Source organism: Candidatus Eremiobacteraceae bacterium (genome assembly GCA_036511855.1).
Classification (GTDB): domain Bacteria; phylum Vulcanimicrobiota; class Vulcanimicrobiia; order Eremiobacterales; family Eremiobacteraceae; genus JABCYQ01.
The window spans coordinates 25,719-51,462 of sequence record DATCBN010000041.1; the positions used below are offsets into that span (position 1 = coordinate 25,719).

A 25,744-nucleotide genomic window follows, 5' to 3' on the forward strand; every position below is an offset into this window, starting at 1 on the left:
GTCGCCCTGTCGAGCGCGTCAGCGGCCGGCGATGGCTACGTCAGAATCCGGAGACGAACTTGACTTTGTTGTCGGCTTGGTTGCACATGCGCTGCAGCTCCTCCGGATGCGACGTCTTTTCGAGCGCGTCCTCGAACGAGACGAATCCGCTGTTGACGAATTCGGCGAGACACTTGTCGAGCGACTGCATGCCGACGGACTGGCCCGTTTGGATGGCGTTCATCATCTGCGCCGGCTTGTTCTCGCGGATCAAGTTGCGGACCGCGTGCGTGCCGAGCAGGATCTCCATCGCGCAGACGCGTCCGCTGCCGTCCGCTTTAGGAACGAGCGTTTGCGTGAAGATCGCTTCAAGAACACCGCAAAGCTGCAACCGGACCTGCTCTTGCTGTGCGGGGGAGAAGACGTCGACGATGCGGTTGATCGACTCAGGGGCCGACGTGGTGTGCAAAGTTCCGAACACGAGGTGGCCGGTCTCGGCCGCGGTCAACGCAAGCGAAATGGTCTCGAGATCGCGCATCTCGCCTACCAAGATCACGTCGGGATCTTGGCGCAACGCCGATCGCAGCGCATTGTTGAACGACAGCGTATCGCGGCCGACTTCGCGCTGGCTGATGACCGATTTTTCATTCGTGTAAAGGAATTCGATAGGATCTTCGATCGTGACGATCCGCAGCGCCTTGTTCCGGTTGATATAATTCACCATGGCGGCAAGCGTGGTGGATTTGCCGGAGCCGGTGGGTCCGGTGACGAGCACGAGTCCACGAGGCTTGTGCGTCATCAGCTCGACGACGGCCGGCAAGCCCATCTTTTCAAGCATGGGCGGATTACCGGGAATGGATCGCATGACGGCGCTGATCGAGTCGCGCTGGAAACAAGCGTTGATTCGAAAGCGCGAGACGCCGGGCAGCGAGTACGCGAAGTCGACTTCGCGGTGTTCTTCGAGCGTCGCTTGATCGGCGCGCTCCATAAGCGACGCGATCAGCTCTTGCGCGACCGAGGCCGTAAGCTTTTCCGGCACCACGGCCGACAGTTCGCCATGAAGCCGGATCATGGGAGCGCTGCCGACGACGAGGTGTAAATCGGACGCGCCGGCATCGACGGTCATGCGCAGCAAGTCATCCATCTTATGGGGAAACATCTGACCTCCAGAGAACGCGATGGTTCGGTCGTTTCTTCAATTATCGGTCGCCCAAGGGTGCGGTCGGAGGTCTTCAGTGTCGTCAAAACCTCGAATGTCTGCGAAATCCCGAACTGTGATAGGGCCCGTGAGCATCGCTGAGGCGCTCGCGGCTATGGCGCGACATCCGCTCCGGAAGGCGGAACCGGAGACGGTGCCGGTGAGCGCCGCAGAGGGCAGAATCCTGGCGGCCGATGCCAGGGCGGCGGAGAACGCCCCTCCGTTCACGCGATCGTGCGTCGACGGTTTCGCGGTCATCGCGCAAGAAGTCGCGGGTGCGACGGAGCAGTTGCCGGTTCGCCTTAGAGTCGCCGGCGACGTGGCAATGGGCGCTGCCGCGCCGGCAATTCTCGAGAGCGGCACGAGTCTTCGCGTACCGACCGGCGGCGCGCTGCCGCCGCAGGCCGACGGCGTCGTCATGATCGAGGATGCACAAGACGACGGCGGCTTCGTCGTGATCCGCGACGGTGAAGGGGTTCGCGATCACGTCACCCTCGAAGGCGCCGATGTCCGCGCGGGCGACTTGCTGTGCGAGCGCGGCACAACGCTCAGTCCGGCAGCCATCGGCATGCTTGCCGCAGCCGGCGTCGCAGAGATCAGCGCGTACCGCGCACCGCGGGTCGCCATTCTCGTGACCGGCGATGAATTGGTTCCGGCGGGTGTGCCGCTCGGACCCGGGCAGATCCGCGACAGCAATCGCGCCGCATTGTGCGCTGCGTTGGCCGCGATGGGTTTCGCGCCGCGTCTGTATCCGCGCGTTCCCGACGATCGCGCCGCGTTCGACGCGGCCTTCGCGTTGGCCCTCGCAGAAAACGATGCGGTGGTGATCTCCGGCGGATCGAGTGTTGGCGAACGCGATTACACACCCGATGTCATCGACGCGGCCGGCCCTCCCGGCGTGATCGTCCACGGCATTCGCGCGAAACCCGGGAGGCCGGCGGTGCTCGCGGCGGTCGGCGACAAGCCGGTGATCGGTCTGCCCGGAAATCCGGTCTCCGCGCTCGTCGTTCTCGAAGCGATCGGCAAACCGATACTACTTCGGATGTTCGACATCACACGCGAGCCATTGACCTGGCGCGCGGAATTGAGCGAAGCGATCGACGTTTCGACCAATCTCGAACATCGCATTCCAGTACGATTGACCTCCGGTCCCACCGGATTGCGTGCGCAGCCGCTCATCGGCACGTCAGCGCATTCGCACATACTGGGATTCGCGGATGGACTCATCGTCGTGCCGGAACGTGTCGGTCACTTGGCTGCCGGTACTCAAGTCGATGTGGTGCCGTTTTCAGCAACGCGACGATAAGGCGCGCGATTAGCCGGAGGCACATCGCAGCGGCGGCGAGAATAGATGCGCTCCTTACGCTATTGTAGGACGTAGGCCGGATGCGTTTTGGCATTGTGTCGGACATTCACGCCAACCTCGAAGCTCTTGACGCCGTTCTCGCTGAGATCGATGCGGCCGAGGTCGACGCTTTGCTTTGCCTCGGCGACATCGTCGGCTACGGACCAAACCCGAACGAATGCTGCGACCGCCTTCGCGGACGCAATTGCATCGCCATCGCGGGAAACCACGACGAAGCGGCCGTCTCGGGCAAAGGCGCAGAATATTTCAATCCGCTCGCGCACGAAGCGCTGGTTTGGACCCAAGAAACGCTGTCATCCGTTAACCGCGATTATCTCCAGGCGCTCGGGCGGGACCGCCGGTTCGACGGAGCGGCTGCGGGCGATCTAAAGGGCGGATTCGCGCTCGTTCACGGCGCGCCGGTGTTTCACTTCGATTACATCCTCGACGTCATGGACGCACAGCGCGCCTTCGAACGCGTCGAGGCGCCGGTCACGTTCTTCGGGCACACGCACGTGGCCGAAGTCTACTATCAAGACCTCGAAGGACGGGCGTTTCAACAAAAATTGCTGCACGGGGGGCGCATCGACTTGGCGCCGTCCTACCGTTACCTCATCAATCCGGGTAGCGTGGGCCAGCCCCGCGACCACAATCCTCAAGCATCGTATGCAGTGCTCGACACGGTCGCGAATGCCGTAGAAGTGCGGCGCGTCTCGTACGACGTCGGCGTCGTGCAGGAGCGAATCGAGCACGCGCATCTACCGGCCCAGTTGGCCACCCGGTTGGCCACCGGCTACTGACGATTGCGCGCAAGCACAACGATGGCGGCGACATGAGCCCGCAACTGCAGGACGACCGGCGCTGTTTTGCGTGCGGTCCTGAAAACCCGAACGGATTGCACATGCAGTTCGAATACGGCGACGGTGTCGCGACCTGCACCGTCGAGCCGGGTCAGGCGTTCGCAGGATGGAGCAACATCATGCACGGCGGCATCGTGGCCACGCTTTTGGACGAGGCGATGGCGCACGCCACGCTCACGACCGGTGAGCGGGCGGTCACGGCGCGGCTCGAGGTGCGCTTCCGCAAACCAGTGCCGACGGGTGATTCGCTTGTGGTGGAAGGCCGCGTGACCGGACGGCGCGGACGCGTGCTCGAAGTTTCGGGTGTCCTGCGCGGCGCGGACGGCACGGTTTATGCCAACGCTCAGTCGCGGTTCGTCACGGAGCTTTCGCCGGATGGCTGAGGAAACGGGCATCAAGCCGATCGCGGCAAACCGGCGCGCCTATCACGACTATTTCATCCTCGACAAATTCGAAGCCGGCATCGCGCTAACCGGTACTGAAGTCAAGAGTTTGCGCGTGAACGGGTGCTCGCTCGTGGACGGATACGCGAACATCAGGAACGGCGAAGTCTGGCTGCTCAACGTGCACGTGCCGCCATACCAACAGGGTTCGTTTTTTTCGCAGCACGAGGCGCGCCGCGATCGAAAGCTGCTTCTCCACAGCCGCGAGATCAAGCGCGCCGTGTCCGATCTTCAAGAAAAGGGATTGTCGCTCGTGCCGCTGCGCGTCTATTTCAAACGCGGCCTTGTCAAAGTGGAGCTCGGCCTAGGACGCGGGAAAAAACAATACGACAAACGCGAAGCCATCAAAGAACGCGAAGCGCGCCGGGAAGTCGAGCGCGTCGCCCGCCGCGCCTAAGGGCCGAGTTCCAAACAGCCTGCGCCGGAATAGGGCCGGCATCCGCCAAAGTATGCGTACCATGATGGCATCTTCCCCATCCGGCGCGATCGCAAATGCGTCAACTATTGCGGTCGCCTGCTCGGGCGGATCGGATAGCGCGGCTGCTCTGCTTGAAACGCGCAAGCTCGCGCCGCACGCCGACGTCGTCGCGTGCTACGTGGATCACGGCGTGCGCCCACGCGCTTCCATCGATCGCGATATCGCAGCCGTTCGCGCTCAGGCGATGGCGGTTGGCGCCCGCACGCTGGTCGCGCACCTTCACTTGCGCGCTACGGGTGCCGGCACTTCCGAGGCGGCGTTGCGCAAAGCGCGTTATGCCGCACTTACCGTGATGGCGAAGCGCGTCCGTGCTTCGCTGATCGTCACGGGCCACCACGGCGGCGACGTCGCCGAATGGGTCCTCATCGCGATGATGCGGGGGAGCGGCGTCGACGGGCTAGCCGTGATGCCCGAAAGCAGGCAAGTCGCGCGCGGCATCACGCTGGTGCGGCCGCTCTTGCGCGAGTCGAAATCCGGCTTAGCGGACGCCGTGCGCAGGATGCGTCTGCCCGTCTCCGTCGACGAAACGAACGCGCAGCCGCGCTATGCGCGCAATCTCGTGCGGTCATTTCTTGCAGCGTGGTCCGCGCGTGGCGCTGCACCCGACAAAACGCTGGCGAGATCCGCGCTGCTGTTGGCCGAAGACCGCGCGGAGCTGGATACGCTCGCGCGGACGGAACTCGACCGCGCCCGTTCTCGCAAAGTCCGCGCAGCGCTCAACACGCCCGTGCTTCGCGTGCTGACGCCCGCGCTGCTGCGTCGAGTCGTAAGGATGATCGTCCGCGATACGGCGGGCACGCCGTTGGATTTTTCGTTGGCTCACTGTGACGCGATCGTTCGTGCGATTCGTGAGGGCCGCGGCGGCGAGTTCCACGCCGGCAACGCGAAAGTGGTCTTGTCCGCCGGCTTGCTCCGGGTCGCCCCGCGAGTACCCTGTAGGAGGGCGAGCATCGCTCGCCCAAAAAAAAGGGTGAGCGCTGCTCACCCTCCTACAAACGACGACGAAATCGGCGCGATCCATTCAGTCCGCTTGCGCGCTGCGTCGCTGCCCGCGTCGCCGAACTTCACGGTGAGGCTGTCGGTTCCAGGCGACACATGCGTGCCGTCGGGTCGCCGGAATCCCGTGTCGCTCGCTCGCTTCCTCGCCAAGGAGGGCATTCCGCGCGATCTGCGCGCGTCGGTGCCGCTCCTGTGCATCGACGGCCGAATCGCCGCCGCGCTCGGCGTTCGGATCATGGAACCGTTCACGCCCATCTGCGGAGAAGCGACCGTCGACGTCACATGGAAGTCCGCCGCTCTATCGGGACAAGGCGGACTGACCGATATCTTCAATATGAAGCACTCGCCGCCGTGAACGTCACAGCACAGGAATCACTGCTGGGCGACGTGGTTTTCGACTCCAAACAAATTGCGAGCGCTGTCCAGCGTTTGGCTGCTGCCATCACTCGCGATTACGCCGGCGAGCCGATCATGCTCGTCGGAATTCTCAAGGGAGCTATCCTCTTCTATGCGGATCTGATGCGCGCGTTGGGCGCGCACCCGCTGACGTTGGACTTCATGGTCGTCAGCTCATATGGAAGCGGCCGCGACGGCGGCAAGGGCAACGTGCGCCTGCTCAAGGATCTCGATCAAAAACCCGCCGGCAAACACGTGCTGCTCGTCGAAGATATCGTCGACGAAGGGCTAACGCTCGAATACCTGTTGAACAACCTCCGCAGTCGCGAGCCGCGCACCTTACGCGCGGTCGCTTTGATGGATAAACCCTTTCACCGGATCGCGCCGGTGCCGATAGACTATATAGGGCTGACCGCGCCCGACGAATTCTTGGTAGGGTACGGTTTGGATTACCAAGAAGGCTTCAGAAATCTGCCTTATATTTGTAAGCTGAAACGCCCCCCCAAATCGTAGTGTACATAGCGGCCGCCTTCACGCGGCCAGGGGGCTCTGCGGCTCCAAAACGCCCGTCCCGCGCCGCGATAGGCCGGCGCAGAAGAATCATCAGGAGAACTTCCCTTGGCTAGAATCGGTCGCGCGATGGCATGGTGGGTGGGCATCGTGATCTTGCTGCTCCTCGTTTTTAGCTGGTATCAGCAAAACGGCAAGCAACAGCAGCAGCAGCCCGCCTACAGCGTCCTCATAACCCAGATCGCGACGAATCCCGCCAAATTCGCCAAGGTCGTGCTCAGCGACGGGCTCGCCACGGCCACGATGACCGACAACACGAAAGAGATCGTCAACACACCGCCGGGCAAGTCGGACCAACTTCAACAGCTGCTCGACAAAAATCACATCTTGTACAGCTTCGATAATAACACCACCAACACGCTTGGTCTCCAAGTGCTCTTCAGCGTGATACCGGTGGTCGTGCTCGTGGCCATCATCGTCTTCTTTCTCCGGCAGGCGCAGTCGGGCGGAAGCCAAGCGTTGTCGTTTGGACGAAGCCGTGCGAAGCTGCATTCGGAGAACCGTTCGAAGGTGACGTTCGCCGATGTCGCCGGTGTCGACGAGGCTAAGGAAGAACTGGCCGAAGTCGTCGAGTTCCTCAAGTACCCGAAAAAATTTCAATCGCTGGGCGCGCGCATACCCAAGGGCCTGCTTCTGCTCGGGCCGCCGGGCAGCGGCAAGACCTTGCTGGCCCGCGCGATCGCCGGTGAGGCCGGCGTGCCGTTCTACAGCATCTCGGGATCCGATTTCGTCGAGATGTTCGTCGGTGTCGGCGCGTCGCGCGTGCGCGATCTGTTCGAACAGGCCAAGAAGACCGCGCCGTGCATCGTGTTCATCGACGAGATCGATGCGGTCGGACGCCAGCGCGGCGCCGGCTTGGGCGGCGGCCACGACGAACGCGAACAGACGCTGAATCAATTGCTCGTCGAGATGGACGGCTTCGATATGAACGCCGGCGTCATCCTGATCGCAGCCACCAACCGCCCAGACGTGCTCGACCCCGCTCTGCTGCGTCCTGGCCGGTTCGACCGGCAAGTCGTGGTCGACCGTGCCGACGTCGTCGGGCGCGCCCAGATACTCGCCGTGCACGCGCGCAACAAGCCGCTGGCTCAGGACGTCAAGCTGGAAGTGCTCGCTCGCCGCACGCCCGGTTTTTCCGGCGCGGACCTCGAGAATCTTTTGAACGAAGCGGCGCTGCTCGCCGCCCGGTCCAACAAGACCGCCATCGACATGACCGATTGCGAAGAAGCCATCGATCGCGTCATCGCCGGCCCGCAACGCAAGAGCCGCATCATCTCACATCGTGAGAAAGAGATCGTGGCCTATCACGAAGGCGGCCACGCGCTTGTCGGCAAGATGCTGCCCAACGCCGACCCGCTGCATAAGATCACCATCATCCCGCGCGGCATGGCTCTCGGGATCACGATGCAGCTGCCTACCGAAGACCGCTACCTGATGTCGCGCGCTGAGATCATCGACCGGATCACGGTGCTCCTTGGCGGGCGCGTTGCCGAAGAGCTCATCTTTCACGAGTGCACGACCGGGGCGCAAGACGATTTTCAAAAGGCCACCAGCCTGGCGCGGAAGATGGTCATGGAGTTCGGCATGAGCGCGAAACTCGGCCCGCTCGCGCTCGGACGAAAACACGAACAAGTATTCCTCGGACGCGATTTCGCCGAAGAGCGCAACTATTCCGAAGAGGTCGCGGGTCAGATCGACACCGAGGTGCGCGCGATCATCGACGCGTGCTACACCCACGCTTACCAATTGCTTGAAACGAACATCGACAAACTGCACCGCCTTGCCGAAGCGCTGCTCGACCGCGAGACGGTCGAGGCCGAAGAGGTCGACCGGCTGCTCTCCGATCCATCACCCAGCCCGATCGCAGCCGAGCAACCCCGGTCTGCCGACAAAGGGCGACCGATACCAGACGAGATCGCGGCCGCCGCCGCGAAACCGCCGGACGAAAAGGCGCGCACAAAACCCGCGGGACTTCCGTTCCCGCCTCCCGAGCCCGCATAATCCAACATCACGAGGATGGCATGACGTATTCATCGCGCGGCGCCCTCGCCGCGCTTTTCTTCTCGACCTTGCTGCTAGCGGTCGCACAGATTCCGGCGGTCGCGGCGGGCGATACGGCTTCGCAATTGACCCAATCGGGCCAACGTCCGGATGGACTCACCTACCGCATCATCGGCGGCGGAGCGTCGCCGACCGAAGCGATCGAGATCTGGTTTCGTTGCCCAGCCGACGGCTACGATGGATCGCGGCCGGGTATCGCGCGTTTGGCGGCGCTTGCCATCGCCGACGACAACCGCGGCGGCGCGAGTCTGCGCGACATCGCAAACGCGAGCGGTGGTGAAGTCGCGATCCAAGTATTTCCCGCCGCGACCGAGATCGGCATCGTCGTTCCCGCCTATCTAGCGGGCGCGGTGCAAGACGCGATGCTGACGCGCATCTTCCATCCGTCGCTTGGCGATGATGCGATAAAGAGCGCGAAGCTGCGCATGGCGGAGCAATTATCGCTCGCCGGCGTCGAGCCCGACATCTATTTGCGCGAGCGGCTGTTCGCCTCGATCTTCGCGAACGGCCCCTATCGCGATTCCACATTCGGCACTGCCGCCACGCTTGACAAGATGTCGCTGACGGACGTCCAGGAGTATATCGCTGATGCGTTTCGGCCCGCCAACGCGATCGTCGCGAGCGCAGGGCTCGGCTCGATGGACGTATACGGCGCGATCGCGACCTCGAGCGCAACGACCGGTCAGAGCCAGCCGTTGCCGCACTCGAGCGTTCGGACGTCCTTCGAGCCTGTGGTCTTGCCCGTGGACTCGTCCACTTCGGTGAGAGCGGTCGCCCTCGGCTGGGTTGGTCCTCCGATCAGCGACCAACGAGCGGCCACGGCGATGGATTTTCTGTCCGACTATCTGATGCGCGACGGCTACGGCACGGCGGCGCTCGCGCTTGCGAAGGCGCAACCGGAGTCGGAGTTTGACGGCCAGTTCATCACGCTACAGGATCCAGGCATCATGTTCGTGGGCATGTGGGGGACTGGGCTCGATCGACGCGGCGCCGTTAGCGCGATCCGCGCGGCCGTTCAGCGCGTCGTCGACGCACCGCTTTCCGATGCGGATTTCGCGCGGGCGTCGATCGCCTTCCAGACGCATCTGCTGCACGATATGGATGGTCCGCAGCCGGTGGCCGACAACGTGGGCTGGTACTTCGCGCAAGGCGCCACGGCGTACACGCCGGTCGACATGATTTTCGGTACGGGCGGCTACGAGGCTGCGGCCCGGTCGTTGACGCCCGGATTCGTGCACGACATCGCACGCCGCTACCTCTCGCCGGAGCCGGCCGTGGTAACGTCACCCGATACCGGCGGCTCGATCGCCTGGATCGCCCCAAAACAAGGAGATCGTTGACGTGCGCAATCGCTCGATAGCTTTCGCGATGATGTGTTCGGCGGCATGGATCGCGCTCATCGGCGCGGCACAGTCGGTGCCCGCGGCTTCATTCCAAACCGCGACGACGGAGCGGCTGACCAACGGAACGACGATCGTCTCGCAGGCGACCGGCGGCCGCTTGGTGGCGGCGGAAGTGGTGGTGCCGGCCGGACTCGCGCAACAGACATCTGCCAACGCCGGCGTTGCGGGAGTGACCGCAGCACTTGTCCTGCGCACGCCAATCGATGGCGGCGAGTCGCTCGCCGATGCGGCGCAGCGCGTCGGCGCGACGGTGTCCTATACGCTCGACCCGTTCGACACGCGCTACTATCTCGAAGCACAGGCGCCGCAGTTCGCGGGCCTGCTCCAGGGACTCGTGAAGGCGATCGGTGCGCCCGACTTCAGCCAGTTCGTCGCGGTCCGCTCCGCCGCGCTGTCGGCGGCGGCGGCGGACGGCGCCAGTCCGGCGATCGCGGCGCTCGATATGCTGCGCCAAGTGACCTATTCGGGAACGGGCTATGCGTATCCCGATTCCGGGCTTCAGATCAGCCTGTCGAAGCTGACGGCATCGAACGTCTCGCTGTTCGCAGCGCAATACCACCTCGGGCCGGGCACGATCGTCGCGCTCGAAGGCGCCGTCGACGACTCGGTGCTGAGCGCGGTGCGCTCCTCGTTCAACGGCATCGCGCCATCAGATGCACGCGGCCGGTCAATTCCGTTCGGAGGCGGTAAGCCGGACGGCCAGGCACAGCCGTTAGCGCCGCGCGGACACGAAGTCGTCACGCATCGCATGGTCTCCGCACCATGGGTGGCGGTAGGTTATCCGGCGCCCGGCATGTTCACAAACGACTACCCGGTCATGCTCGTCATCGAAGCATTGCTTGGTCGCGGCGGCGACGTGCATTCGTTCTCGCTGGGTTCGGACAATGCGTTGCCTTCCGAATTCGTCGGCGCGTATTACCAATACGAGGCGCAGCCCGGCATGCTCGCCATTTTCCTCAACGGAAGCGACTCGAGCGTCGATGGTGCCGTGCGCGATCTGCAGAGCGCAGTCGATCGCTTGCGCGGAACCGCCCTGCCCGATTCTCTCATCGATCACGGCCGCCGCCTCGCGATGGGTCAGTACTACACGAGCGTGTCTAGTCTTGGCGACGCGGCGTGGCTGCTCGGCCGTGCCGTATCGTCGCCGGACGGCACCAACTTCGAGAACCTCGTGCCGGTCCGCATCGCGCACGTGAGCGCGGCGGACGTCCAGCGCGTCGCAAGGCGCTATCTGACGGGCGAGATCCTCGGCATCGTGTTGCCGCAGACGTCACCGCAGCAGTAGTCGCGGGCGCGTGCGCGTCGCGTTCGTCCACGACTATCTCACCCAGTTCGGTGGCGCCGAGCGGGTGTTGCTTGCCATGCGCGCGATGTATCCGGATGCGCCGGTGTACACGTCGCTCTACGATCCGGCCGTTTTTGCAGGCGCGTTCAACGGCGTCGACGTGCGCACGACCTGGCTCCAGCACCTGCCGCTCGCGCACAAGTCGTTTCGCGCGCTCTTGCCGTTATATCCGTCCGCGTTTGCCGCGCTGGACATGTCGCCGTTCGATCTCGTGATATCCTCGACGTCTTCGTTCGCCAAAGGAGTACGGGTGCGCCCCGGGGCGCTGCACGTCTCGTACGTCCATACGCCGACGCGTTTTTTGTGGCGCATGGACGAGTATGCGTTCGATGTCGCACCGTGGTGGTCGCGCCCCTTGCTGGCGGCGGCACTGCCGGGTTTGCGCCGGTGGGACTACGCGGCCGCTCAGCGGCCCGATCACATCGTGGCGAACTCGCGAAACGTGGCCGCTCGGATATTATCGTGTTACGGGCGCGAGAGCGACGTCTTGCATTGTCCAGCCGATACGGAAGCGTTTGCGCCGGCCGACGCAAGCGAAATAGGCGAATCGTACGTGGTCGCCGCGCGGCTCTTGCCGTACAAGCGGGTGCGGCTTGCCGTTGAAGCGTGCAATGCGTTGGGCGCGCCATTGATCGTCCTTGGTTCCGGGCCGGATGAGGCGCGATTGCGAGCGCTCGCCGGACCAACCGTGCGTTTTACCGGTCACGTGTCCGATGCGCAACGTCGCCAGATATTCGCGCGTGCTCGCGCGATCGTGGTGCCGGGCGAAGAAGATTTCGGCCTTGTGCCGGTCGAGGCCGCGGCGGCAGGCAGGCCGACTGTGGCATTCGGTGCGGGCGGAGCGATGGAGACGGTCGTGGACGGAGTGACCGGAGTGTTCTTTCGCGAACCGACGGCCGAGTCGCTCGCCAACGCGCTCAAAAATCTCGATCCATTCGCATTTAGCGTCGACTCGATGACGGCGCACGCGGCGAAGTTTTCGGCCGAGCGATTCCGCGCGGGCTTTCGCGCGCTCCTGGAATCCTATGGCGTGCCGGCGACTCTGTAGGATGGTGAGCCGTACTGGGGCAAGCATCCCGTACTAGGGTGAGCAACGCTCACCCATTTGGGCAAGCGATGCTTGCCCTAATACTTAACTGAGATATTCAAAGGTCGAGTCCGCGGGCTCTGCGAACGGGTCGCCGTGAAGCGACCGTTTACGTTTCCCACGTTGGATCTCAATCGCCTATCGCTGACCGCGCTCGACGATCGGCCGTCGAAAGTCTCTCGCGACGCGCTCGCAAAGTCGCATGTCCCCGGACAGACTTTCGCTCAATTCTGGGAGTCGTTGCCCGACATCTTAGCGGTCAAAGATCTGCGCAGTTTGGTCGCCGACATCGCTCGATCAAACCGCGATGGCAAGGCCGTGGCGCTTGGCGCGGGCGGTCACGTCATCAAGACCGGACTCGCGCCGATCGTCGTCGATCTCATGCGCGATGGAATCGTCAACGCGGTCGCGACCAATGGATCAGTGTGCATCCACGATGTCGAGCTTGCGATCGTCGGCAAGACGTCTGAGGATGTCGATGCAAGTCTGCGCGACGGCTCGTTCGGCATGACGCGCGAAACCGCGGATTTCATCCTCGACGCTATCGCCGGCGAAGGGCCGTCGCTCGGACTCGGCCGCGCGCTCGGCAACGCGCTGCTCAAGCGGGGTGCGCCGTTCGCGGAGGCGTCGATTCTGGCGCAAGGCGCGGCGCTCGACGTTCCGGTGACCGTTCATGTCGCCATCGGCACCGACATCATCCACATGCACCCAAAAGCCGACGGTGCGGCGCTCGGCGCCGCGACGTTGTTCGACTTTCGGCGCTTTACCGAAGTGGTCGCCGCAGTCACCGATGGCGGCGCGTATCTCAATTTCGGGTCGGCCGTCGTGCTGCCCGAAGTGTTCTTGAAGGCGCTATCGGTCGCGCGCAACCTGGGTTATCGCAACGACTTCGTCACCGCCGATTTCGATTTCATCCGCCACTACCGAACGCGCACGAATGTCGTCGTGCGGCCGCACCTTCACGGCGGGCGCGGCTACATGTTCACCGGTCACCATGAGATCATGATGCCGCTTTTCGCCGCGGGAGTTCGCGCGGCCATCGAAGCAAACCGCTGATGGCCGCCACGTGAGCTGGCGCACGGCACCGGTGACGCTCTCCATGCTGGCGGCATGCTGGCTCGCCTTTGCCTTCGACTTCTTCGTGACGGGCGGCCGTCAGGAGATGGGGCCGCTCGTGGCGGCCGGTCAAATCGTTCCGTCGCTGATCCAAGGCGGCCAGTGGTGGCGTCTGATCACGTCCGGCTTCTTGCACTACGGAATCTTGCACATCGCATTCAATTCGTACGCGCTCTTCCAAGTGGGCATATTGGTGGAATACGTGTACGGCAGTGCGCGATTTTTCGTCATCTACTTCGTCGCGCTGATCGCGGGCGGACTCGCCGCTTACTACTCCACGATCGGTTCCGACAACGCGACAGCCGGGGCGTCGGGCGCCATCATGGGCGTGTTCGGCGCGATGGGCGTGCTTGGCTTCAAGATCCCGCACGCGCGCACCGCGCTTTTGCAGAGTGCGATTTTCCCGATCGTCCTCACGTTGGGAAACGGTCTGCTGAACACCGGCATATCCAACGCGGGGCACATCGGCGGCTTGATCGGCGGCGTGCTCGCCGCGGTCGTCATGACGCCGGCACGCGCGGCGATGCTGCGCGGCCAGAACGAAGCGTAGATTTCGCCGGTCATACTCTGCATGCGTCTTCGATGACCTTGAGTGTGGATTCAGCACACGCATCCCAGCTCATCGCCGCCGCGCGGACTAGACCTCGAGCGCGCAGATCGGCCGCCAGCGTTTCGTCGGTCAACACGTCGACAAGCCGATCGGCCAGCGCACCGGCGTCGGCCGGCGAAAAATAAAGTGCGGCATCACCGCCGGCTTCAGGCACGCTCGCCGCATCGGATGCGATCACGGGTGTGCCGTACGCCATGGCCTCGAGCACCGGCAAACCAAAACCCTCATACATCGAGGGAAAAACAAGCGCCGCCGCACCGCGATAGAGCGCCGCCAACCGGGCATCGCTGACCTCTCCTTCCATGCGCACGACAACTTCGCCGGCCGCATCCCGTCCGGGGAGATGTTTCGCACGCCCGGCTACCACGAGCGCGGTGTCGCTCCGAAGGCGTGACGGCAACATGCCCAGCGCCGTTGCCAACGTGGCTACGTTCTTGCGGCCCTCGACTTCGCCGACGAAGAGCACGTATTGTCGCGCGCCGTCAAATCGGGCGGGTTCAGCGTCCGCGAATGCCGGCGGAAAGTCCGTGCCCAAATGCACGACCCGGATCTTAGCTTCGTCCGCGCCCAAGTGGCGCACGATCTCGCGCTTTGTGAAGTTGGAATCCGCGAGAATGCATTCCGCCGTGCGAGCGGTCGTCTGAAACGGCTCCTGTTCGTTGCGCCGGCGCCGATCGTCGGGCGACGGCGACTCGAATGGCCAGACATCGTGCACGGTGGCGATCGCTCTCACCGGCGCGACCCAGGTCATGCCGTTCCACGGATACCAGACCGCATCCAGGCCGAGCTGCCCCGATCGGGTCCTGCGCTCAACAGCCACGTCCGCGCCAACTTGCCGGCACAATCTCGTTCGCACCAAACCGGGAAAGCGGTGGGGTACGAGCAACGTCAGGCGGACTCGACCTGTTGCGCGCGTGGCCCAGCGGCGCAAAAGCGCGCGCGCGTAGCGGCCGATGCCGCGTTTGTCGTGCAGCAAGTTGACCGCATCGACGCCGAGCTGGAGCAACGGAGTCCGGCTAGCCGGCGGGCCGGCCAAAGCCGGCTTCGGAGAAGCCCGCCGGCGCCGATTCGCTTGCACTCGTGTTCGTGCGGGCCGCCGATTCGTCGTCGAGATTGACGATGACGACGCCATGCAGGCCGCGCGCCAACCCGACCAGATCCGTGCGCTGCGTGAAGAACAACGATTGGATGCCGCGATGACCTTCGTTTGCCAGCAATGTGAGCGCGCCGGCCGCTCGTTCCGGATCGGCATGGGCGAGCGCGTCGTCCAGGATGAGCGGCACGTGTTCTCCGGAGCCGAGCGCCTGCGCCGTCGCCGCGCGCAGCGCGAGATTCACTTGCTCGATCGTACCGCTGGACAACTGCCACGGATCCACCGTGCCGCCTCGTTCCAGCGACGTGAGCCGCACCGTGAAATCCGCCGGATTCAAATTGGCGCCGACGTATTTTCCCGACGTGATCTTCCCGACCGCTTCGCCAAGCGCGGCGTTCATGGTCGGCAAATAGCTCTTGTGGATAGCGATCTTGACCTCGTCGATGATATCCCGCGCGAGTATTGCCGCGCGGGCGGCAGTGAACAAACGGCGCTCCTCGGCACGGCTGGCCTCCAAACGCTCTTCCAGCTCTGCGATATCGGGCAGTTTCGCCGCGTCGCATCGCGCGGTGAGCTCACGAGCCCTCGTCTTTGCCTCGGCCAGTTGACGGCGCAGGTCGTCGCGAGCGGCGACAGCCGTCTTCTCATCGACCGCCCCTTTCGATTGCGCATAATCCGGCGACGCCTCGCGCAATCCAGCGGAGAGGCGGCCGATCTCATCGCGAAGCGAGTCGACGTCGAAGTCGCCGAGCGCCTCTGCAAGCGTCGTTTGCGCAATCGCGACCGACGCGTCGGCACGCGACGCGTGCTCGGCCGCGCCGCGCAGCCCCCGGAAAGCGGCAATCCGCACGTCCAAGTCGGGGCCGGCGGCGACGCCGGCATCGTCGAACAGCGCAGTCAGTGTGGACGACGCCGATTCCGCCGCCGTCGATCCGGTCAAAACATCGCGCTCCAAAGCCCCGATGCCTTCGAGTTGCGCTTCAAGAGAGCGGAGCTGGCCGCGGCGCGACTCCAGCGTCTGAGCGAGCGCAGCCGCTTCGGCTTCGACCGCATCGCGATCTCGCTGCGCATTAAATCTCGCGCGTACCGACGCGACATCGGTGCAGTATAAGGATCGGCAGGCCTTTGTGAGGTCGGCCTGCGCGCGGTCGAGCACGTCGCGGGCATCCGCGGCTTCGGCCTCAGCAGCTCGGATTCGCTCCGCACGCTTGCCGGCCGCAGAAAGATAGAAGAGCACCATCACCAATCCGACGACGAGCGCGCCGACACCGGCGCGAGTCAGCATCGTCAACTGTTCGAACATTCCGATGACGAGCACGATCACCGCAACGAGCAGCACGGGTGCGAATGCCATCGGCGTGGCCTGGCGCATCTGTCGCGCGATCGCGGCGCGCGTCTCGAGGTTGCGCGCGCGACTTTCCACCGCATCCACGGCGATGTCTTGCTCCTCGAGTTGTTCGACCGCGACGCGGTCCAATTCCGGCGCATCGCCCGCCCGGGTCGACGCAGCTTCGAGTTGTGCGCCTAGCTGGGTGGTCCGCTGTTCGTCGCCGGCGATCGCCTGTCTGCACTCGTCGCGTTGCGATCGCAGCAGCGCGCGTTCGGGTTCGCGGCCGTCGGCTCGCCCAAACGCCGATGCGGCTTCCGCGATCGCGATCTCGCGGATCGATATCGCATGCTCGATTTCGGCAGCCGCTTTTGCTTGATCCTCACGCGATTGAACGCGATCACCGGCGCCGAATCTTGCCGCAGGGATGGCGTCGCGCGATTGCACGGCTTGCGCGACATCCGCGAGAGCGACTTCGACGCGGCGCGAGCGCTCCTCAAGTGAACGGAGGCGAGCGACAGTGACAACAACCTCCGCTTGGCGGCACTTGGTCTCGAGCGTGTCGGCCTCGGCCATCGCCGCGGCGCGCTGTTCGATGGTGGCCTTCAATTCGTGGGATCGTTCGTTCGCTCGCTTCCAATCGAGTTCGGCCTGTTCTCGGTCGGACCGGGCGGCGGCAAAAGGCGTGGTCCTGGACGCTTCGCTGCCGATGTCTTTCGTGGCAAAATTACTAAGCGCTAGAATCGCCGAGTCGGCGCCTTCGTCGCCGCCCGAACCAACGACGGCGGTGAGCCGCTCGCCCAACGCGCCGAAATCGGCATCTTCTTTCGATTGAAGCTCGCCCGGACCGACGACTGCAGCCGCGCGGTACGCGTCCAGCGACAGACTGAGCGCCAGTTGACCCGGAGAAACTTTGCGGCCCCCGCTCCAGGCATCGACTTGTTCCTTCGTGTCGAGCGTGCGGGTGACGGTTTTCACATCGTCGGCGAAGTCGCGCGTGGTCTCGAATCCGCGCCCGTCATCGAGCTCGAACTCCAAGCGCGCACGGTATGGAACACCCGATCGCCACGGCCGGTAGCGATCCAGGTCGAACGTGTATTGCTGTTGCGGGAATCCGAACAGCAGACGCATGATGCATTCGGCGAGCGTCGACTTGCCCGACTCGTTCGGACCGGCGATCACCGTGAGCCCGCGCGAAAATTCGAACGGGCCGCGACCGACGAGCTTGCCGAAGCCGTCCACGATGACCCGTTTGAGGATCACGCGCGCAGCTTCTTCTTGGCAAACGCGAGCAAGCCATACCGCAACGCGAATTGCAGCAGGAGACGTTCGTCGTCGTCCGCGCTCGTCATGCGCTCGCGCATCGTGACGACAAAGGCCGCGCGCACGGTATTGCCTTCATTCGCGATGGCGTCTAAATCAAATGCCTGATAATCTTCGACGAGCTCGAATCCCGGATATTGGAGCGTCATGTCGTCGCGCAGGGCGTGCAGATCGGGGTCGAGCGATGCCTGCGCCGCGCCGGTAAGCCGGAAGCGGCAGAAGATAGAGCCGGGATACGGAATCGACGACGCAACTTTTTCGCGAACGGCCTGGACGAGCGCGGCGGAATCGCCGAACCCGGCCACATCGAGTTCCGCATCGACGTAGCGCGTCTTGTTGATCCGCTCGAACGTGACGCTCACGCGGCCGCCATCGACCGTGACGATGCTCGCCGTGTGTTCGCCGTCCTGATTTCTGTTGAGGGGCTCGGGCGATCCGGGGTACGCATGGTGCGGTCCCTGAAGCAGGCCGTGAAAGTGCCCGACCATGGCGTGCGCCGCACCGGCGCTCGCGATCTCAGCGCCGTTGAACGGCGCGATCGTCTCCTTGCCGGGCGGCATATGCTCTTCGTCGGACCCGTGAAAAAGAAGAAGATGCGTGCCGTCGCCGGTGCATGAAAAACCCGCGAGCGCGCGTCCATGATCGAGCGCAGACGTCTGGCCCAATCCCCACAGCGTCAGGCCATCGGCGAGCCGCTCCGGACGAAAGTTACGATCATCGAAGATGACGACGTTTGCAGGCAGCGGCTGCATCTGCCTATAGACCGATCCGGCCGTGCAAGGGTCGTGATTGCCTGGGCTGACGAACACGCGAATGGCGTCGAGGGCGCTGAGATGCCGGCGTATGTAGGCGGCGGTATCAGGGCCGGCATGCCGGTCTTCGTAAAGGTCGCCTGCGATGCAGACCGCGTCGACGCCACGCTCGCGGGCAAGATCGAGCGCCCGCTCGAACGCGGCGCGCAATTGCTCGCGCCGTTTTGCGCCAAAGGCCGGTTCGCGACCGCCGAAGGCCATCTCGAGGTGGACATCGGCGATGTGGAGGATGCGGTAGCTCAGAACCGTTCCTTTCGTACGGAGCAGTGCGCGTGACAAGGGATGTGGTGCACGCGGGCAAAATCGGCACGGCCGTGCTCATCACCCTCGAATTGCTTGGCGCGCTCGTCTTGCTCGTCGTCGCGAGCGACGCCTTCACCAACGCGGTCGAATGGGTCGGATCGATCTACGGCCTGACGCGAAGCGCGATGGGATCGGTGGTCGCCGCGATCGGTTCGTCGCTGCCCGAAACGATGGTCGCGATCGTCGCGATCTTGGTTCTCCGGGATCCCGCGAGCCAAGCTGTCGGCATCGGCGCCGTGCTCGGCGCGCCGTTCATGCTCGCAACGGTGGTCTTCGCGCTCATCGGTCTCACGGCGATCGTTCGGCGGAAGATGAGCGACAGTGGGCAACGTCTGCAAGCCAACGTTCAGTCCGCCGTCTTCGGCCTCGTGCTCTTCGGATTCACGTTTGCGCTGGCCGTCGGCGCGTCCTTCGATCCGACGCCGGCGGTGCGCTCGATCACCGCAGCGCTCGTGCTCGGCGCGTACGTCGTCCATCTGATCTACCATATCCGCCGCAAAGGCGCTCCAGCGGCAGACCGTCCGCCGCCGCTGCGGCTCGCGCCGCGAGCCACCCATGCGCCTACATATGCGGTGTTCGGCCAACTTGCGCTCGCATTGGTTGTGACGGTAGCCGCGTCACACTGGTTTGTGACCGCGGTGACCGCAGCGTCCGCCGAGGTCGGCGTGCCGCCGCTCGTCGTTTCGTTGTTCTTGAGCCCGATCGCGACGGAGCTTCCCGAGATCATGAACGTCGTGCTGTGGATGCGACGCGGCTTGGACGACCTCGCGGTAGGCAATGTGTTGGGCGCGATGATCTTCCAAACGTCAGTGGCGTCGGCGATCGGATTGCTCGCCACGCCCTGGCGCCTCGACGTGGAAGCTTATGTCGCCTGCGGGGCGACGCTTTTGGCTGTGGCGCTCGTATTGGCCGTCACATCGGTCCGGCGGCGTCTGGATTCGCGCGCCTTAGCGATCTGCGGCATCTTCTACTTCGCGTACATCTCGTACATGATGGTGCACGGGAGATGATCTCTTCCGTGTCACTTGGCTAGCTGCGGAAGAAAATACACGAAAACAAGTGTGACTGCGTTGAACGTGGTGTGCGCGATCATGTTGGCCCAGAGCGTGCGCGAGCGGTAGTACAGGAAGCAGAGACCCATGCCGACGGCCCACAGCGCCGCGATGCTCCAATAGTCGGCGTGAGCTGCCGCAAAAATCAATCCGCTTAAGGCGGCTGCCCACCACAGCGGCATCCGTTGCACCAACGCTGCGAAAACCACGCCGCGGAACATGATCTCCTCGCACACGCCGGCAGCAAGCGCGACCCCGACGAAGTCAAACGCGAACGACGCAAGTCCGTGATGGCTCTTGATGATCTCGACGGACGCTTGCGGGTGGGGACCGAACACTTTCTCTTGCAATTCCCCCACGATAAAAGATACCAAGACGAGCGCCAGGCCCGCCAGAATTCCGATCAGCAAATCGACGGCTTTCGGGGGCCGGGCGAAACCGAGATTCGCACGCGTCGCCCCGACCGCGCCGGCGACAAGAACGATCGCAAGAAATGCCATCAACGCTTCGCCGGGGACTACCGTGGCAAATAATGCCGGCGCCGTGAAGACCAGTTTCGAAATTGTGTTGACGTCGGTCGGCGTGCCCGGATGCGCCCGAGCGTATGGAAAGTAGGTGAAGATAAAGAGTATCGCGCTGACGATGATCTGCGCTAAGTAGAGTACGGCGACGCCGAAAACGGTGATGCCGAATATCGGCCAACCCCGCCAGCGCTTCGGTCCAAACGCCGGAACGTCCGGAGCGATAACCGGCGCGACCTGCTGCGTCTCTTCCATCGTCCTCCCCGCGTCTTGTCGTGCTTCTTTCGTTATGTGCGCGGCGCGGTGAATCCTAGGGCGGTCAATGCATCGACGATTCGGATGTAGCCTTCGAGCGGAACTCGCTCTGCGCGCACGTCGATGTCGACACCGGCGGTTTGCATCGCACGAAGTAGCAAGTCGCGGGGCGGTGCGTCGTCGCCTAGCGCCGAGATGACGCTGTTGACGAGCATCTTACGCCGCTGCGCAAATGCGGCACGGATAAACCGCAGCAGCAGGCGCTCGTCGCGCGCTCGGAGCGCGTCGGTTTTCAGCGGTTCGAGAACGACGATAGACGACGCGACTGCGGGCGCAGGATAAAATGCGCCCGATCCCACGTCCAACAATTTTCGAACTCGGCAATGATAGGCGACAAACGCCGAAAGACTGCCGTATTCCTGAGTGCCGGCCCGCGCCGTCAGACGTTGGGCGTACTCGCGCTGGACCATGAGGACGGCGCATTCCCAAACGGGCGCGCACTCGATGATCCTTTCGATCAACGGCGTGGTGATATTATACGGAAGATTGCCGCATATCGCGCGCGGCGGTGGAGATTTGGCCAGCGCACCGCTGTAGTCGAATGTGAGGGCATCTGCTTCGCAGACGTTCACGCGTGGGTCACCCTTGAATCGATCGCGCAAAATGGGGACGAGGTCGCGGTCGATCTCGAGCACGGTCAGCATTCGCGACCGGTCGAGCAGTGCGGCGGTGAGTGCGCCGGTGCCGCCACCGATCTCGACGATCGTGGAACCTTCGGGTACGGCCTGCGCTACGCGTGCGGCGAATCGTGCATCGACGAGGAAGTTCTGACCGAAGCGCTTGCGCGCGCGAAGACCTCGCTCATCGAGAATCCGTTTGGGAGAAGCGTACGGGTTTGTCGGCATCGGACGCCGACTTCTGTATTAGGGCAAGCATCGCTTCCCCAGAAAAAAAACTAGGGCAAGCGATGCTTGCCCTCCTACATATATTGAATAAATTACCGATCGACGACGTAGACCGTGACCGGCTGGCGACCGAATCGGATAGCATCGCCGTAGCGATCCATGCAGAGGTCGATCCGCCGGCCGACGATCGCACCGCCCGTATCGGCGGCGATGGCAAGACCGTAACCCGGAATGAACACGTGCGTGCCGAGCGGGATGACGTCCGGATCGACTGCGACGATGCCGTACTGCGCTCGCATGCCGTTGGCGGTATATCCCGTGGGATTCGCTTTTGCGGTGAGCGCCGTATACGCAGTGGCCTCCATCGTGTACACGTGGATCAATTTGTGATACGGCGTGCTGGATTTAAGTTGTGAGAGCGTGCGCGGCGTGCCTTCCAAGATGTGCGCCGGCCGCGAACCGCGGATGGTGATGCGCGAAATGACGGCGCGCTCGACTGCAACCTCATCCCACATCGTCACGCGCTCGGTGACGACGCGCAGACCATCTCTGCCTTTTACGATGGATCGTTTGCCCGGCGCGAGCGCGGGCGTGAACTCGATGATCGGATCCGGCTTGACGAGCACGCGATGCGTGGTGACGCGCGTGATGATGCGCATAGGCGCAACACGTGGAGCGACATCGTTGTTCTGAAGATAGTCGGTGCGGTTCGGGGTGGCGAAGAACGCGACCTGAACATCGTGCTCCGCAGACGTGACGGTCGCACGCGCAATTCCGGTGGATATCGTGTACGAAACCGAATGCTGACGGCTAGGCGGCCCTTGCGCAATAGCTTCCGACCGCGCAAGGCCGCACAAAACCAGGGCGGTTACTGCGAAGAAGGTTAGCGGCGCAATGCGGCTCATGCGGCTCAGATCGTTTTCTCCTTGCGGATATTGGGCGAATCTAGGGCGGGCGGAACTGAGTCCTATGAAATTGTGCGAAACTCGCCGGTGCAAAGCGGTTGCGGGCTGTTTGCAATTTTTGAGATACGACCGGGCGAATATTCCCCGGTGTAATGATCGCGCGTTCGCAAATGACGCGAACGAATACGAATAAATGGTGGCTATAGATAGCCAGATGATTGCTAGCAGTATATCACGCGAAATATAGCAGCGTCAATTTTCGGTATTCATATGCGGTACACGCATGCGAGATTTGTAGTTTTAAGCGATTGCGTTCCGCTAGAGGAGTCCGAGTTCAACCACAGGAACGCGAATTTCACAATGCGTTCCGTGATGCGGGTTATCCACAACGTCGATTGAAGATCGCGATTTTCACAGAAGTCTATCGTCCCATTGTGAATGGTGTCGTCACGTCGGTGGATTCGCTCGCGGATCACCTGCGTCGCGCGGGTCACGACGTCTACACGTTTGCGCCGCACATTCCAAAGGGCGCGGAGACATTCGGTCGCGTGTTTCGGATGCCGTCGCTTCCGTTGCCGGCGCGCACCGAATACCGTCTCACGCTGCCGCTCGTATCGAGAAAAAATAAGCGCGCGTTCTTGGGTCAGTGCGATGTCATCCATTCGCATTCGTTGTTCATCACAGGGTGGATGGCGTCGTATTATGCGCGCAGAAGATTTCGTGTGCCGCTCGTGTTCACGTATCACACGCTGTTGGAGAATTACGCGCATTACTCGCCGCTCGGTCAGCGCCTGACTTCGCAACTCACGCGCGAACTCACGCGCACGTACGCCAATGCCGCCGATGCGGTGATCGTGCCGACACAAGCAGTCGCGACGCAACTGCGGCAGCAAGGCGTCAATGCGCCGCTGTGCGTCGTTCCAACGGGAGTCGATATCGAGGCCTTCCGCGATGGCGATGCGGCGCGTGGCATGGCCGTTCGGAACCGTCACGGCATTCCGCTGGACGCCCCGCTCGTGCTCTTGGTCTCTCGACTGGCCCAGGAAAAGAACGTGCCTCTGGTATTGGAGGCCTTGAAGCATTTGCGAAGTCGCCTACCGGCCGCTCGCTTGCTGCTCGTTGGCGCCGGGCCGCTGGACGATGCGCTGAAAGCTCAAGCTGCGGCAGAGGGTCTGGAGGAAGCGGTTGCCTTTGCCGGCAGCGTGCCGTATGCAGAGCTGCCGGAGTACTACTCGGCCGCAGATGTCTTCGCGTTCCCATCCAGCACGGAGACCCAAGGGTTGGTCATGGCAGAGGCGTTTGCAGCCGGCCTGCCGGTGGTTGCCGTGGATACGCCGCAGGCGCGCGATGTGTTCGGGATCCACCTCGCAGGCGAACTCGTCGCGGATGCGCCCGCCATGGCGCAGGCCTTGTTCGCGCTTCTCACGTCGCCTGAGCGTCGCGCTGCGGCGTCGGCACACTCAAGGGCGGCTGCCGTCCAATTCGACGCCAGAGCCACTGCAGGCAGAGTCTTCGCGGTCTACAACGCAGTGCTCGCCAACAAGGCGGGCCTTGCAGACATGTCGGCGTTCGACGAACTATTTGAAGTGGTCGATCCCGGGCTTGTCCCGGAAGACGCGCGCGAGAGATCGACCCAGACTTAGGCTGGCTCGAGTTTTGAACCAGTAGGCACCCGACTTAGCCTTGCCCTGCCTTGACTATCGAACACCTGTTCGATACAATTATAGCGTCATGAACGCCCAAGCTCAAGCAGCCCGCCTTCCCCTAGCATTGCCCCCGGCCAAGGGCAGGGCCGCCCGCGCCGTTCGCGACGCCGATTATCAAGCCCACGTCACCGTCGTACGCTGCGGATCAAAACGGGGTGTCGTCGGGGTACAGGTCTTGGGTTCGCTCGGCACCGATTCGGGCGAGCACTTCATTCCGTTCGAGGTCAGAGAAACGCCGTCGCAACTAGGCCGCGACTTCGGCTATGCCGGCATGCTCGCCGCCTTGCAACGTCTTCGAGTGCTCGGCGTCCGGCGTGTTCTCGTACACACCGACGACGCGGCGCTCGTCGACGAATTGGATCACCGAGCAGAACCGCACAGCGATCTCACGTTACCTTATATCATGTTGGGTTGTAAGCTGAACGAATTTGCGCGGGCCCGAGTCATCGCTTCGCCGCCTGAGCGGCTTGCGGGATTACGCGCGAAGACCGCCGCGCTTGCGCTCACCATCTACCAAGAAGTCGCGTAACTCCGTTCGTCGTAAGAGGGCCGATATAATAGGGCCGACGTACTAGGGCCGATGTACTAGGGCAAGCATCGCTTGCCCATTTTTTTTCGTGCCCATCACTCCGATGTGCTCGTCGTCTCCCGTGCGAACTCCACTACAAGCGGTGGGCGCAAAGTAGTCTGTGGATCATGGGGATGCATGAAGCGCTTTACGATCACGCGGATGATGCCGGCGACCGGCACCGCGATGAACATCCCGAGCACGCCACCTAATTCTGCGCCGGTCAATATCGCGATGATCACGACCAGCGGCGTGAGGCCCACGCGCTGCCCAACCACCATCGGCGCAATGAAATGCCCTTCGATCTGATACATCAGCGCGAACGCAACCGCCACGACGAGCATGGAAATGGGGCCGTTCGTGTACAGCGCGATGATGACGGCGGGAATCGCGCCGGCGATCGCGCCCACGTACGGAATGATATCGGTGATGCCCGCGAAGATGCCGATGAGGAGTGCGAACTTGATGTGCAGTGCCAAAAGCATGACCGTCACAATCACCGCGATGATCGCGCCCACGATGATCTGCCCGCGGATGAATCCGCTCAGCACCGATTCGATATCGGCCAGTACCTCCAGCAGCAAGCTGCGCCGGCGTTCGGGTACCATGCGAAGCGCCATCGAGCGGAGATGCTCGAGGTCGATGATGATATACGCTGCCAGCACCGGGATGATGATGAGCGCGGTAATCACCGATGCGACGCTCAGCGCGATTTTCAACGCCTGACCTGCGAACGCGCCGGCATCGGTCTGCAATTGGACGACCAATTGGTCGACGAGGTTGGCAGCCGTCTCGCGCGCTTCGAGCGGCACTGACGACAACAAGCTATTGTTCGCACCCACGATGCTGTCGCGCGCTTGCGTGAGTAGTCCGGGGAAATCGCGGCCGAGTGTGCGGGACTCGAACGCTATGCGCGGACCGAGAAACGCGAAGATGCCGCCAAACACAACCGCGAGCGCGACGTAGACGGTGGCAATCGCAAGCCAGCGCGGCCAGTGGCGCTTTTCGAGCCACGCGATCGGCGGGAAAACGAGATACGCGAAGAACGTGGCGCCGATCAGCACCGTGACCACGGCGAGGATCC

At 63.2% G+C, this 25,744-nt stretch carries 23 protein-coding genes; 15 read left to right on the top strand and 8 right to left on the bottom strand.

Features of this window, described 5'->3' with window-relative positions; genetic code table 11:
• Positions 1-40 precede the first annotated feature (40 nt).
• Positions 41-1,138: a type IV pilus twitching motility protein PilT gene (locus tag VII69_05885; GenBank protein HEY5094620.1), complete on the bottom strand. Its 1,098-nt coding sequence runs from the start codon at positions 1,136-1,138 to the stop codon at positions 41-43.
• 127 nt (positions 1,139-1,265) lie between these two features.
• Here VII69_05885 and glp point away from each other — a divergent pair, with 127 nt between their 5' ends.
• From glp to VII69_05945, 12 genes are all read left to right on the top strand, one after another.
• The gene (gene glp, locus VII69_05890; GenBank protein ID HEY5094621.1) at positions 1,266-2,483 is read left to right on the top strand and encodes a gephyrin-like molybdotransferase Glp; all 1,218 of its coding nucleotides are present in this window, start codon (positions 1,266-1,268) and stop codon (positions 2,481-2,483) included.
• Between the two features lie 80 nt (positions 2,484-2,563).
• Positions 2,564-3,322, top strand: a complete 759-nt coding sequence (locus VII69_05895; protein ID HEY5094622.1) for a metallophosphoesterase family protein — start codon at positions 2,564-2,566, stop codon at positions 3,320-3,322.
• Positions 3,323-3,354: 32 nt separating this feature from the next.
• Positions 3,355-3,765, top strand: a complete 411-nt coding sequence (locus VII69_05900; protein ID HEY5094623.1) for a PaaI family thioesterase — start codon at positions 3,355-3,357, stop codon at positions 3,763-3,765.
• Positions 3,758-4,222 (top strand): SsrA-binding protein SmpB, encoded by a 465-nt coding sequence (gene smpB, locus VII69_05905; protein HEY5094624.1) that lies wholly within the window; start codon positions 3,758-3,760, stop codon positions 4,220-4,222. The genes VII69_05900 and smpB overlap by 8 nt, the downstream gene beginning before the upstream one ends.
• Before the next feature lie 61 nt (positions 4,223-4,283).
• The gene (tilS, locus tag VII69_05910) at positions 4,284-5,657 is read left to right on the top strand and encodes a tRNA lysidine(34) synthetase TilS (GenBank protein ID HEY5094625.1); all 1,374 of its coding nucleotides are present in this window, start codon (positions 4,284-4,286) and stop codon (positions 5,655-5,657) included.
• On the top strand, positions 5,654-6,211 hold the full coding sequence (hpt, locus tag VII69_05915; protein ID HEY5094626.1) for a hypoxanthine phosphoribosyltransferase: 558 nt from the start codon (positions 5,654-5,656) through the stop codon (positions 6,209-6,211). Before tilS ends, hpt begins: the two co-directional genes overlap by 4 nt.
• Positions 6,212-6,316: 105 nt before the next feature.
• Positions 6,317-8,269, top strand: a complete 1,953-nt coding sequence (ftsH, locus tag VII69_05920; protein HEY5094627.1) for an ATP-dependent zinc metalloprotease FtsH — start codon at positions 6,317-6,319, stop codon at positions 8,267-8,269.
• A gap of 20 nt (positions 8,270-8,289) precedes the next feature.
• Positions 8,290-9,669, top strand: coding sequence for an insulinase family protein (locus VII69_05925; protein ID HEY5094628.1), 1,380 nt, complete (start codon positions 8,290-8,292; stop codon positions 9,667-9,669).
• Between the two features lies 1 nt (position 9,670).
• Positions 9,671-11,017, top strand: coding sequence for a hypothetical protein (locus tag VII69_05930; protein ID HEY5094629.1), 1,347 nt, complete (start codon positions 9,671-9,673; stop codon positions 11,015-11,017).
• 10 nt (positions 11,018-11,027) lie between these two features.
• Positions 11,028-12,125, top strand: coding sequence for a glycosyltransferase (locus tag VII69_05935; GenBank protein HEY5094630.1), 1,098 nt, complete (start codon positions 11,028-11,030; stop codon positions 12,123-12,125).
• 135 nt (positions 12,126-12,260) lie between these two features.
• Complete coding sequence (locus tag VII69_05940) at positions 12,261-13,220, top strand: hypothetical protein (GenBank protein HEY5094631.1); 960 nt, start codon at positions 12,261-12,263, stop codon at positions 13,218-13,220.
• Between the two features lie 10 nt (positions 13,221-13,230).
• A complete protein-coding gene (locus VII69_05945) occupies positions 13,231-13,830 on the top strand; it encodes a rhomboid family intramembrane serine protease (protein HEY5094632.1) in 600 nt (199 codons plus the stop codon).
• Between the two features lie 10 nt (positions 13,831-13,840).
• Here the strand turns inward: VII69_05945 and VII69_05950 are convergent, their stop codons facing one another.
• From VII69_05950 to VII69_05960, 3 genes are read right to left on the bottom strand one after another with little or no spacing between them, the layout of a single operon-like run.
• Positions 13,841-14,926, bottom strand: a complete 1,086-nt coding sequence (locus VII69_05950; GenBank protein HEY5094633.1) for a glycosyltransferase family 1 protein — start codon at positions 14,924-14,926, stop codon at positions 13,841-13,843.
• Positions 14,907-17,573, bottom strand: a complete 2,667-nt coding sequence (locus VII69_05955; GenBank protein HEY5094634.1) for an AAA family ATPase — start codon at positions 17,571-17,573, stop codon at positions 14,907-14,909. The genes VII69_05950 and VII69_05955 overlap by 20 nt, the downstream gene beginning before the upstream one ends.
• Positions 17,570-18,724 carry a metallophosphoesterase gene (locus tag VII69_05960; protein HEY5094635.1) on the bottom strand — a complete coding sequence of 385 codons (1,155 nt, stop codon included), beginning with the start codon at positions 18,722-18,724 and terminating at the stop codon, positions 17,570-17,572. Before VII69_05960 ends, VII69_05955 begins: the two co-directional genes overlap by 4 nt.
• Between VII69_05960 and VII69_05965 the strand changes: the two genes are divergently transcribed.
• Entirely contained in the window at positions 18,718-19,758 is a 1,041-nt protein-coding gene (locus VII69_05965) for a hypothetical protein (GenBank protein ID HEY5094636.1), read from the top strand. The two genes, VII69_05960 and VII69_05965, sit on opposite strands and share 7 nt — an antisense overlap.
• Positions 19,759-19,769: 11 nt before the next feature.
• Here VII69_05965 and VII69_05970 read toward each other — a convergent pair whose 3' ends face one another.
• The 3 genes from VII69_05970 to VII69_05980 form a co-directional block, all read right to left on the bottom strand.
• Positions 19,770-20,576 carry a type II CAAX endopeptidase family protein gene (locus VII69_05970; protein ID HEY5094637.1) on the bottom strand — a complete coding sequence of 269 codons (807 nt, stop codon included), beginning with the start codon at positions 20,574-20,576 and terminating at the stop codon, positions 19,770-19,772.
• Positions 20,577-20,608: 32 nt separating this feature from the next.
• Entirely contained in the window at positions 20,609-21,481 is an 873-nt protein-coding gene (rsmA, locus tag VII69_05975) for a 16S rRNA (adenine(1518)-N(6)/adenine(1519)-N(6))-dimethyltransferase RsmA (GenBank protein HEY5094638.1), read from the bottom strand.
• A gap of 92 nt (positions 21,482-21,573) precedes the next feature.
• Positions 21,574-22,386 (bottom strand): 3D domain-containing protein, encoded by an 813-nt coding sequence (locus VII69_05980; GenBank protein HEY5094639.1) that lies wholly within the window; start codon positions 22,384-22,386, stop codon positions 21,574-21,576.
• 395 nt (positions 22,387-22,781) lie between these two features.
• Between VII69_05980 and VII69_05985 the strand changes: the two genes are divergently transcribed.
• The gene (locus VII69_05985; protein HEY5094640.1) at positions 22,782-24,029 is read left to right on the top strand and encodes a glycosyltransferase; all 1,248 of its coding nucleotides are present in this window, start codon (positions 22,782-22,784) and stop codon (positions 24,027-24,029) included.
• An 88-nt stretch (positions 24,030-24,117) separates the two neighbouring features.
• A complete protein-coding gene (locus tag VII69_05990; GenBank protein ID HEY5094641.1) occupies positions 24,118-24,621 on the top strand; it encodes a hypothetical protein in 504 nt (167 codons plus the stop codon).
• A 95-nt stretch (positions 24,622-24,716) separates the two neighbouring features.
• Here VII69_05990 and VII69_05995 read toward each other — a convergent pair.
• Positions 24,717-25,744 (bottom strand): AI-2E family transporter (locus VII69_05995; GenBank protein ID HEY5094642.1); only part of this gene is annotated, 1,028 nt, incomplete at its 5' end.

Coding starts and splice junctions, on each gene's coding strand:
- VII69_05895 (HEY5094622.1), top strand. CDS start 2,564: ATGCGTTTTGGCATTGTGTCGGACATTCACGCCAACCTCGAAGCTCTT.
- rsmA (HEY5094638.1), bottom strand. CDS start 21,481: ATGCCGACAAACCCGTACGCTTCTCCCAAACGGATTCTCGATGAGCGA.
- VII69_05885 (HEY5094620.1), bottom strand. CDS start 1,138: ATGTTTCCCCATAAGATGGATGACTTGCTGCGCATGACCGTCGATGCC.
- VII69_05990 (HEY5094641.1), top strand. CDS start 24,118: ATGAACGCCCAAGCTCAAGCAGCCCGCCTTCCCCTAGCATTGCCCCCG.
- VII69_05980 (HEY5094639.1), bottom strand. CDS start 22,386: ATGAGCCGCATTGCGCCGCTAACCTTCTTCGCAGTAACCGCCCTGGTT.
- smpB (HEY5094624.1), top strand. CDS start 3,758: ATGGCTGAGGAAACGGGCATCAAGCCGATCGCGGCAAACCGGCGCGCC.
- tilS (HEY5094625.1), top strand. CDS start 4,284: ATGATGGCATCTTCCCCATCCGGCGCGATCGCAAATGCGTCAACTATT.
- VII69_05970 (HEY5094637.1), bottom strand. CDS start 20,576: ATGGAAGAGACGCAGCAGGTCGCGCCGGTTATCGCTCCGGACGTTCCG.
- VII69_05925 (HEY5094628.1), top strand. CDS start 8,290: ATGACGTATTCATCGCGCGGCGCCCTCGCCGCGCTTTTCTTCTCGACC.
- VII69_05900 (HEY5094623.1), top strand. CDS start 3,355: ATGAGCCCGCAACTGCAGGACGACCGGCGCTGTTTTGCGTGCGGTCCT.